This is a genomic window from Aquimarina sp. I32.4 (assembly GCF_002924285.1).
GTDB lineage: Bacteria > Bacteroidota > Bacteroidia > Flavobacteriales > Flavobacteriaceae > Aquimarina.
Map to the genome: position 1 here is coordinate 1 of NZ_PGUB01000186.1, position 4542 is coordinate 4542.

The window sequence follows — 4542 nt, forward strand, 5'->3', positions numbered from 1 at the left end:
GTCATAAGTAACTTTTAAACCAGCCTCTCCCTGATGGTCAAACTTCTTTCTCCAACTATAAAAAGTGCCAGTGCTAACTCCATACTTACGACAAGCTTCTACGATACCAATCTCTTCCGAAGTAGCTAGTATTTCTAACTTCTGGTCTAAAGTCCATTTCTTGTATTTCATATCTCAAATGTATTAGTTTGAAATTTAAAAGAACACTCCGAACTTATTGGGGGCTAAACTATGTGCAATAGAATTTGATTATAAAATGCGAAAATGAAATAAACATAATAAAGTACTATATTTTGAAATAGTTTGTAGCCGTAGTAGATTTTCTAATGCATAGAGCAGGTTAACTACTTCTTTTATATATTTGTATGCTATAGACCTATTATGTTTACTTATGAAAATTTATAAAAACTATAAAAAAATGAATACAAGGTGTCTTCTTGTTCTAGCGCTACTTATCTCAGGTGTTACTTTTGCTCAAAAACCAGTTTTACTTGAAGACTTTAGTTTTAAAATAGGTGAAAAGTACAAACGCATTAAGAATATAAATACCTATCATGTTGCTTCTGGTAATAGGCTTGTTTCTATAAAAAAAGGCCGTAACTCGATGACTATACAACGGTACTCTCTAGATGACTTAAAAGAAGAGGTGAAAAAAAGACAGGTTGTAGAAGATAAAGGGAATTTTGAAACGGTCATGAAACTAGGGTCAAAAGCGGTTATTTTTTATTCTATAAAAGATAGAGCGTATGCACAAAAAGTATCCCTTACTGGTATTGTCGTAGAAAAACCGATTCAATTGATCAATGACAAAGAAAACATAAATAGAGATTTTGGTTTTAAGAGTACCTATGGTTTTGATGCAGGAGGAAGGATAAACAAGTTTGCATTCAAAAAATCATCAGACGGAAAAAAATTACTTGTTGTTTTTAGAGTAATAACAGCAGAAAGCAAAGGAGATAAAGTAGGTATAGCAGTTTATAGTGATGATCTCAAACTGATTTGGAGAAGAAAAGTAACAATGCCATATGCGTCTGAGAATATGCAAAATGAGAATTTTGCTATAGATAATGAAGGAAATTTTTATATGACAGCCTCTATTTTTAATATAGATGGCGAGAAGAAAAGTAAACTTGAAAACACGTATCGTACAGAAGTTTTTAAAATCACAGAAAACGGAAAAGAGGTAATAAAGAGTAAAATCAATATAACAGGAAAATCGATTATAGATGCAGCGATAGAAGAAAATGGGGCTGGAAAAGTAAAAGTTGCTGGTTTTTATGCCAATAATGAAAACAAGGCAGAGGTATCGGGTGTTTTTTCTGCATCCTTGTCTGATGAAGGTAAAATAACAACTATTTCAAAAAGTGATATCCCTTTAGAAACCTTGCAAGATCTTGCACAAAAGAGAGAAGCACGAATAAACGAAGGAACTCAAAAAGATACAGATATAAATGATCTTGAAAAACTGAAAATAAATAATGTTATGTTTAATAGCGATGGTAGCACAACTTTATTGGGAGAACAGCGCTATGCAGAATCATTTACTACCTCAAGCTCTTCGGGTTCTAGGACTACTTATAAGTATTATTATAGAGATATTTTTGTATTTAAGCTACGATCTGATAATACCATAGCCTGGATGCATAAGTTACCTAAGTATCAAATGGGAACAGTAGGCAAAAGAAGTATGTCATATTTGAGTTTTAAAGATAATGGTAAGATTTATTTGTTTTTTATAGATGATTTTACCAATCTAAAAAGATCATTTGATGAGACACCAGCTAAATATTTTGATGGAAAAAAAGAATTTATATATCTCACATCATATGTTATAGATGAAACTACAGGAGAAACTACCAAAGAAGCTATTCTTACCGGGAGCGATATAAGAAACTCTAGATTAGATGTTATGGAGCTTACTAAAGCTGCAACGCTACCTAACAAAGAAATGATCTTAGAAGCACATGATGGTAAAAAAAGTAATTTGTTACTTAAGATTTCTCCAGTAAAATAAAATTAGAGTATTAGGTGTTTTACGAAGTCTTTTTACAGCAGATTACCTTTTTATTATTATCCATATCTGTTGTAAAAAATAGGTAGGTGTCGCTACCATCCTTAATTTTTAGCTTTTTTCGTAGAGTAGCTACGCTTTCTGGGAAGTTACGTGTTGTAATATTCGCTTTAGTAATACCTGTCTTAGAGAGTGTTTTTTTGTGATATGGATATATTGCGATAATCTCAAATTTTCTTCCTGGAAAATCAATAACCTGATCAGAAGTATATAGATGTGAATTGATATGCAATTTTTTTATTCCAAAAGCTTGTGCGATACTTAAAAAACCGCCACTTTTTAAAATAGCAGTATTTGGTTCATAAAGATAAGTCATGGGAGAAGCTAAATTAATAGGTTGATTAACTTCATCTTTTGAAAAAAAAGAAAACTCTTGTTGCTTATCTTTTTGAATATTAACCGTCTTTATTTTGAAATCACCTATAAAATTTTGATCCAAAATCCATATTAATTCTTTGACCTCATTATCCACAGCAACAATATGAATTTCTTTTACTTTTTTTAATGCTTTAATTCCTATTTGTATATCTAGTAGAGGAGAGGTTTTGATTAAGATATGCTTGCTTTTTTCAAAAAAGAAATCTAGATTGTCTGGAACATTGGGCAAGCAATCTTCTAGAAAAAACACTTTACCTTTGCTATCGTGCCTTCTAGAAGGATCAATATAAATCCAGTCTACAGAATTATAATTGGTAAGAGTTTGTAACCCATCACCAGTGATTGTCTTAATAGTATCCTGTTTGAGGGTTTTAAAATTATGTGTAGCTATTTTGCTTAATTCAGGGTTTAACTCACAGTGGATTACCTGTGTAATCTGTTTCGAAAAAAAATAATCATCAATTCCTAAACCACCAGTAAGATCAATAAGCGTACTACCTGATACCAAATTACTTTTATAGAGAGCCGTAGCTTCAGAAGAAGTTTGCTCAAGATTGAGCGTAGGAGGGTAGTAGATTCCTTTTTTATTATACCACGTGGGTAGTTTTTTTTTTGCTTTGCGTTTTCCTTGAATTTGTTGTGCTAGTTCTTTTACCGAAATACCTTTAAAAGGGCTTCCTTTTAAAATCAAAGTGCTCAAATCAATAGAACTGTCAGAGTTTTTAGAAATAAATTCTTGTACTTCTTTATGTATAAGTAACGGATTCAATTATAAATCTTTGGTTAGTGTTTTTACAATCTTGTATTCTGATAAAAATTCTTTGGCAATCACTTTGATTGCGGTATAAAAAGGTACAGCCACAATAAGCCCACCTATACCAAACAATAATCCAAAAATAAGAATGGCAAGAAAGATTTCTAATGGATGAGATTTTACACTATTACCAAAAATTAAAGGTTGATTCAGGAAATTATCTATAAGCTGAATGATAAGATATCCAATTAAAATATAGGTAAGTTTAGGTAAGATTACAGATTGAAAATCAAACCCCAAATTACTTGTAATGGCCAATATAAGTACAAAAATACCACCAAATAATGGCCCTATATATGGGATAAGGTTAAAAATAGCTGCAATCAAAGCAACAGCAATCGCATTATGAACTCCAAATACCAATAAGAGTATAGTATACAAAACAAATAGAATAAAAATCTGTAATAATAAACCTACAAAATAACGAGAAAGTAAATTTTTGATCTTGGTAAATGCTCTCATAAATTTATTTTCGTCTTGCTTTTTTGCAAATACCAAAAGACTATTTTCTAGTAGAAGACTATCTTTTAGTAAAAAGAAAGAAATAAATAATACAGAGAATAACCCAATTAAAACAGCTCCAAAACCACTTAAAAAAGAATTAATAGCATTAGGGATTGCTTTGAGATCAAAAAACTGCATGAGATCGGTTTGTTTGATTAATTCTATAATATTTAGTTTATTTATATTAAAATAATTACTTACTTCATTATTAAATCTACTAAAGTCATCCCCAAGCTCATTGATATCAATAGAGCCAATTAATTGGCCTTGCTCACTCACTATAGGAACAAATAACATAAAAATGCTTAAGAACAACCCTATAACAATAAATAGTGTAGTTACTACAGCCAATGTGTTATTAAATTTGAGTTTCTTTTTAAGAAAAAGAACCAGAGGCCTGCCCATTAACGAGATTATAGAGGCAAAAGCAATGTAAATAAGAACAGATTGTATTTTATATAGGAACCATAGTAACCCCAATACACCGATGATAACGGCTACTGCCCTCAAAATCCCATAAGCAATTGTTTTTGAATTCATAATTCTTATGATATTATTTATAATAAAAAACTAAAGTACAAAAATGAGTGATAAGAAAAATAGAGTATCAATTAATATCAATATCACCAAGAGCGTATGTATCATTAATTTTCAAAAACGCAAAGTATATTGTTTTTGGTGTATTTGATGAGTTAAAGTTATTAATCGTTAGGGTAATTAGTTCTTATAAATCTTTCAGGCGGCGTATTTGGCGTGCTTATGATGGAAATATTTT

General features: G+C 30.6%; 5 protein-coding genes. 2 read left to right on the forward strand and 3 right to left on the reverse strand.

Going from position 1 to position 4542, the window contains the following annotated elements; all coding sequences use genetic code 11:
* Positions 1 to 171, reverse strand: a 171-nt coding sequence (locus tag CVD18_RS21520; RefSeq protein WP_146052740.1) for a transposase, incomplete at its 3' end; no start/stop codon positions are given.
* Between the two features lie 247 nt (positions 172 to 418).
* On the opposite strand from CVD18_RS21520, the gene CVD18_RS21525 reads away from it, so the two are divergent.
* Complete coding sequence (locus CVD18_RS21525) at positions 419 to 2014, forward strand: hypothetical protein (protein ID WP_146052894.1); 1596 nt, start codon at positions 419 to 421, stop codon at positions 2012 to 2014.
* 19 nt (positions 2015 to 2033) lie between these two features.
* Here the strand turns inward: CVD18_RS21525 and CVD18_RS21530 are convergent, their stop codons facing one another.
* Positions 2034 to 3218 carry an SAM-dependent methyltransferase gene (locus tag CVD18_RS21530; protein ID WP_103867528.1) on the reverse strand — a complete coding sequence of 395 codons (1185 nt, stop codon included), beginning with the start codon at positions 3216 to 3218 and terminating at the stop codon, positions 2034 to 2036.
* Positions 3219 to 4307, reverse strand: a complete 1089-nt coding sequence (locus CVD18_RS21535) for an AI-2E family transporter (RefSeq protein ID WP_103867529.1) — start codon at positions 4305 to 4307, stop codon at positions 3219 to 3221. It abuts the gene before it with no gap.
* Between the two features lie 47 nt (positions 4308 to 4354).
* Here CVD18_RS21535 and CVD18_RS23280 point away from each other — a divergent pair.
* Positions 4355 to 4542: hypothetical protein (locus tag CVD18_RS23280; protein WP_233194615.1), on the forward strand; the 188-nt coding region annotated here is incomplete at its 3' end.

Excerpts from the sequence above, each read along its gene's own strand:
- CVD18_RS21535 (WP_103867529.1), bottom strand. The coding sequence starts at position 4,307 with ATGAATTCAAAAACAATTGCTTATGGGATTTTGAGGGCAGTAGCCGTT.
- CVD18_RS21525 (WP_146052894.1), top strand. The coding sequence starts at position 419 with ATGAATACAAGGTGTCTTCTTGTTCTAGCGCTACTTATCTCAGGTGTT.